The organism is Chitinophaga pinensis (genome assembly GCF_007896845.1).
GTDB lineage: Bacteria > Bacteroidota > Bacteroidia > Chitinophagales > Chitinophagaceae > Chitinophaga > Chitinophaga pinensis_C.
This window is the reverse complement of record NZ_VOHS01000024.1, coordinates 86,427-92,426: the sequence shown is the minus strand read 5'-3', so window position 1 is coordinate 92,426 and position 6,000 is coordinate 86,427. Positions and strand designations below refer to the sequence as shown.

The 6,000-nt window shown below is 48.0% G+C and carries 2 protein-coding genes; both read right to left on the bottom strand.

Annotated elements, in window-relative coordinates; translation table 11 throughout:
- Positions 1-160 precede the first annotated feature (160 nt).
- Entirely contained in the window at positions 161-475 is a 315-nt protein-coding gene (locus FEF09_RS20430; RefSeq protein ID WP_146306821.1) for a hypothetical protein, read from the bottom strand.
- Positions 414-5,912 (bottom strand): Calx-beta domain-containing protein, encoded by a 5,499-nt coding sequence (locus FEF09_RS20425; protein WP_186774429.1) that lies wholly within the window; start codon positions 5,910-5,912, stop codon positions 414-416. Before FEF09_RS20425 ends, FEF09_RS20430 begins: the two co-directional genes overlap by 62 nt.
- Positions 5,913-6,000 lie beyond the last annotated feature (88 nt).

Here is a 6,000-nt window from a genome sequence, read left to right as displayed (position 1 = left end):
TACGGGTAATGCTGATTATTTTGTTGGCAGCAGTATTGTCATTATCATGATGTTGATGCTTGCATTTGCATTGGTGGTGCTGGCTGTGAATGCACCGGTAGTAGTAGCCGAACCGCCTGTTACCGTAACGATGACGGTTTCTGTTGGTTCTATTACCTGATCATCCTGTATCGGAACAGTCAGTGTGACGCTGTTCTGACCCGCAGGGATGGGGGTAGCATACCAATTGCTGTGTAGTCCGTACCAGCATAGCGGTACCCGCAACAGTGAAGTTGACTGTTACGTCTTCATTCACTGTTACACCAGCAGGGAGACTGATAGTGAACGTACCGTTTGTTGCAGGTTCAGCACCGTTATTAGCAGCGGCAATGCTGATAATCTTATTGGCAGGGGTGTTATCATCATCATTGATGTCAGCAGTGGCTGTATTGCCTGTACCGGCTGTAAATGCACCGGCGTTTGTAGCAGAAACCACCTGTTATAGTAACAGCGACCGTTTCAGTTGCTTCAATGATCTGATCATCCAGCACAGGGACAGCTAGTGTTACACTGTTTTGTCCCGCCGGGATGGTGATGGTCGTACCGGGAGCGGTGTAGTCAGCACCCGGAGTAGCCGTACCAGCGACTGTAAAGTTTACAGTGACATCTTCGTCTACGGTCACACCAGTTGGCAGACTGATAGTGAAAGCAGCGTTAGTAGCAGGTTCAGTACCATTATTAGCAGTAGCAATACTGATGACTTTATTAGCAGCAGTATTGTCTTCATCGTTGATGTTAACAGTAGCGGCATTGTTTGTACCAGCCGTAAATGCGCCAGCAGCAGTTGCAGCACCACCGGTTACGGTAGCGATAACAGTTTCTGTTGTTTCAATAATCTGATCATCCAGTACGGGAACAGTCAGTGTGATACTATTCTGACCCGCCGGGATGGTGATGGTCGTACCCAGAGCTGTGAAGTCGGTTCCTGCAATAGCAGTACCTGCTACCGTGAAGTTGACTGTTACGTCTTCATTCACCGTTATACCTGCTGGGAGGCTGATAGTGAATGCGCCGTTTGTAGCCGGTTCGCTGCCATCATTCGCAGCAACGATGCTGATGACTTTATTTGCAGGCGTATTATCATCGTCATTGATGTTGACTGTAGCGACATTGTTTGTGCCAGCTGTAAACGCACCCGCCGTTGTAGCCGAACCATCGGTTATAGTCACGATCACCGTTTCCGGTGCTTCAATGATCTGGTCATCCAGTACAGGGACGGTCAGTGTGATACTATTCTGACCTGCGGGGATGGTGATGGAAGTAACAATTGCTGTGTAGTCAATACCGGAAGTGGCGGTACCAGCGACGGTGAAATTGACTGTTACGTCTTCATTGACAGTTACACCGGCAGGGAGGCTGATCGTGAATGCAGCGTCAGTACCCGGCTCAGTGCCATCATTCGCAGCAGCAATACTGATGACTTTATTGGTAGCAGTGTTATCATCATCGTTGATGTTAACAGTAGCGACATTGTTTGTGCCAGCTGTAAATGTGCCGGCATTAGTAGCAGAACCGTCTGTGATCGTAACGGTAACAGATTCAGTTGGTTCAATGATCTGGTCATCCAGTACAGGGACAGTCAGTGTTACACTGTTTTGTCCTGCCGGGATGGTGATAGAGGTACCTAATGTGGTGTAGTCAGTACCCGGAGTAGCTGTACCAGCAACGGTGAAGTTTACTGTTACGTCTTCATTGACCGTAATACCGGTTGGCAGACTGATGGTGAAGGTACCGTTATTGGAAGGCTCATCGCCATTATTAGTAGTCGTAATACTGATGACTTTATTAGTAGCAATATTGTCGTCATCATTGATATTAACAGTAGCGGTATTTGCCGTACCGGCAGTAAATGCACCGGCGTTAGTAGCCGTACCACCAGTTACGGTTACAATGACTGTTTCCGTACCCTCTATGAGTTGATCATCGAGTACCGGCACAGTCAGTGTAGCATTGTTTTGTCCTGCGGGGATCGTAACAGTAGTACCTAAGCTGGTATAGTCAAGGCCTGAAGTAGCTGTACCCGCAACCGTGAAGCTGACAGTAATATCTTCCGTATTTGTGACACCTGTCGGCAGACTAACCGTAAATACACCGTTGCTCAATGGCTCACTACCATCATTTGCAGTGGTGATACTGATCGTTTTGTTTGTAGTAGTGTTATCATTGTCAGTGATATCAATAGTGGCAACATTACTGGAACCAGCGGTAAAGGTACCTGCAGTTGTTGCAGATCCGCCTGTTATTGTAACGGTAACAGATTCGGTTTCTTCAATGATCTGGTCATCCAGCACAGGAACTGTCAGCGTCACACTGTTTTGTCCTGCCGGGATAATCATAGAAGTACCCGGTGATGTATAATCACTACCGGGCGTCGCTGTACCGGTCACAGAGAAGTTAACAGTCAGGTCTTCAGTAAGTGTTATACCTGTTGGTAGGCTGATTGTAAATTCGCCATCGGTAGCAGGTTCGCTGCCGTTATTTGTATTGACGATACTGATCACCTTATTGGCAGCAGTATTATCATCATCAGCAATATTTACCGTTGCAGTTCCATCGGTGGTACTGGCGGTGTAGGCACCCGGAATAGCAGCAGAACCGCCTGTTATAGCAACCGTAACAGACTCGGTTCCCTCAATGATCTGGTCATCCAGTACAGGGACGGTCAATGTTACACTGTTCTGATTAGCTGGAATAATCGTAGAAGTACCCAATGATGTATAATCAAGACCAGAAGTCGCTGTACCAGAGACAGAGAAGTTCACGGTTATTGGAAGGGCAGCTGTGATACCCGCCGGAAGGCTGATGGTAAATGCAGCATCTGTAGATGGTTCGGAACCATCATTTGCAGGAGTGATGCTGATCACCCTGTTGGCAGGTATATTATCATCATCGTTGACAGGTACTGACAATGTACCACTGGCGTTAAATCCGGAGATATCGGCAGACGCTCCGGTAGTGGGAGTGACAATAACGAATTCCGTGTTTTCAATGATGTTATCGTCTATTACCGTTACGGGGAGCACGACACTGTTTTGTCCCGCAGGTAAGATAACGGAAGTACCGATATCTGTATAATCCACATTTGGCGTAGCGCTGCCGCTAACGCTAAAGTTAAAGGTAACATCCTGTGAAACGGTATATCCGGGGCTTAGGCTGAAGGTGACTGAGCCGTTTGTGGATGGTTCAGTAGCAGGGCCTGAGATAAGGATAGTAAATTGTTTGTTGATCGACGTATTATCATTATCATCAATAGCCATCACCGCATTTGCTACGTCAATGCCAAACGCACCCAGAGAACTAGTTATACCACCTGTAACCTGCACCGTGAATTCCTCCGTTGTTTCAATGATCTGGTCATCAATAGGGGAATAGGAAATGGTGACAGCATTTTGTCCTGCGGGAATAATAGCTGTACCTGTCAGGTTATTAAAATCGGTACCGGGTGTAGCAGGGGTAGTTCCCGCACTGCTGGATGGTGTAACCGTATAGGTAACAGTGATGTCTTCTGATGCAGTCAATGTACCGGGCAGTCTTATCTGGAACGTACCATTTGTAGAAGGCTCTGCTGCTGCACCTGTGTTATAGACAGAAAGTCGTTTATTAGTTGCATTACTGTCATCATCAGCAATAATAACAGTAGCAGCAGTATTAGCCGGGTCAGGTGTGAACGCACTGAAAGAAGGAGCAGAGCCACCAGTCAGTGTCATTATCACCGTCTTATTATTTTCAATGACATTGTTGTTGTAAGGCTGGGCGGTGACAGCTACATCTACACTGTTTTGTCCGGCCGGGATGGTAGCGGTAGCCGGGATAGTGGTATAATCTGTTCCACCGGCAGCAGATCCGCTGATGGTGTAGCTCACAGTAATGTCTGCCGGATAGGTAACACCCGCCGGAAGACTGATCCTGAAGTTCCCATTACTGGTACCTTCTACGGCATCGCTGGTTTTGATAACACTCAGTCTTCTGTTAGCTGCGATATCATCATCATCTGTGATGTTAATGTTGGCCACTGAACCGAAGTTGATCGGGAAGGAGCCGAAAGATGTGCTGGATGCAGCAGTGGGTGTCACTGTTACCGTTTCTGTGCTTTCTATGTTATTGTCATCGATCACCTGCACCGGCGTTACAACAGCGTTTTGGCCGGCAGGGATGACAAATACGGAGCCCAAAGCTACATAGTCAGTCCCCGGTGTTGCATTTCCGGTGACGTTGGCATTGATGGTGACGTCTTCAGCAACAGTGATGCCCGTTGGCAGATATATCCTGAATCCGCCATTGGTAGATGGCTCGGCCGCGTTGGCGGTAGTAGCGATCCGGATAATTTTGTTGGCACTGACATTATCATCATCGGAGATATTAACGGAAGCAGTGGCATTACCTGTACTTGCGGTAAAGGTGCCAAGAGTAGTAGCTGTCCCACCAGTAATGGTGACAATTGCTGATTCAGTATTCTCAATGATCTTATCATCTGCAACTGTCAGGGTAACGACTGCACTATTCTGCCCTGCGGGAAGGGTGAAGCTGGCAGGAAGCGTATAATCTGTACCGGCAGTAGCTGTTCCACTGGTGGTATAGCTTACGGTGATGTTTTCCGCGGAGGTGATACCTACGGGCAGACTGATTGTGTAACCGCCATTTGTACCCGGTTCCGAGCCATTGCCGGCAGGAGCGATGCTCAGGATCTTATTGGCTGCAATGTTATCATTATCACCGATCGTCATTGTAGCACTGGGATCAGTAGCACTGACCGGGAAACCCGGATGCGTAGCAGAGGTAGCGTTGGTGATAGTTGCTATCACTGTTTCATTTCCTTCAATGATCTGATCATCAATGACAGAAAGCGGAACATTAACACCTGCCTGCCCTGCGGGGATCACCACAGAGCCGGATAGCGCTGTGTAGTCCGTACCACTTATAGCCGTACCGGATGTTGTATAGTTGACGGTGATGTCTTCTGTGAATGTGATACCTGATGGCAGGCTGAATCTGAAGACACCACCAGTTGCCGGTTCTGCCGGATCACTTGTTTTGGTCACACTGACAGCAGGTAGTAAAGCATAGACAGAAAATTCCCAAAGCGAGAAACCATAAGTGCTTCCGCGGGTAAAACCATTCATACGCACATACCTGGCATTTCCGCTGATGGAGATAGTATTATCCCTCATGTAGTTACCGGTAACACTTTTGACAGTGGTCCAGGAGCTTCCGTTGGAGGAGATATCAATGTTGTAATCCCTGCCATACGCTGCTTCCCAGTTCAGTACCACGCGGCAGAGGTCATAGTTGGCGCCCAGATCGACGTACATATACTGATTGTCACTGTGCGCACTTTCCCAGCGGGTCCCCATGTTATTGTCCACCGCGAAGTTGCCGGTATTCCCGTTCGCAATAGAAGATACCGTTACAGGGCGTAGCTGGGCCACGTTCGTACTGGAGCAATAACTGATCGGCTCAGTCCCGATTACAATAAAATCATAAAGGGAGAAGCCATAGGCGGAGCCTCTGCTAAGCCCTGTCATACGTACGTAGCGTCCATTGGCAGAAACACTGTAAGTCTTGTTAAGTCCGGTGTTGCCACTCTCGTTAACAATGTTTGTCCAGGATGATCCATCCGGAGACACCTCTACGGTGTAAGCAGTGGCCAATACCTGCCAATTCAGTGTAATGGTACAAATGGGATAGCTTTGTCCCAGATCCACCATGATCCACTCGTTATTATTCCACGCACTTTCCCAACGGGAAGTCGGATCGCCATCAGTTGCCCTTGTGGGAAGGTTTCCTGCGGTAACAGAGGAGGTGGTAACTGCTTTGCCTAGTGCCAGATCTTTGTTGCAGGTCTGTGCGATGGCCAGCGGACTTAAAAAAGCCACTAATAGGAATGTAAATAAAAGCCTAATCATTGTGTAATGCATAGGTTAGGGAATAGGTTGCCCGCGCAACCAGATATATTATGTTTTC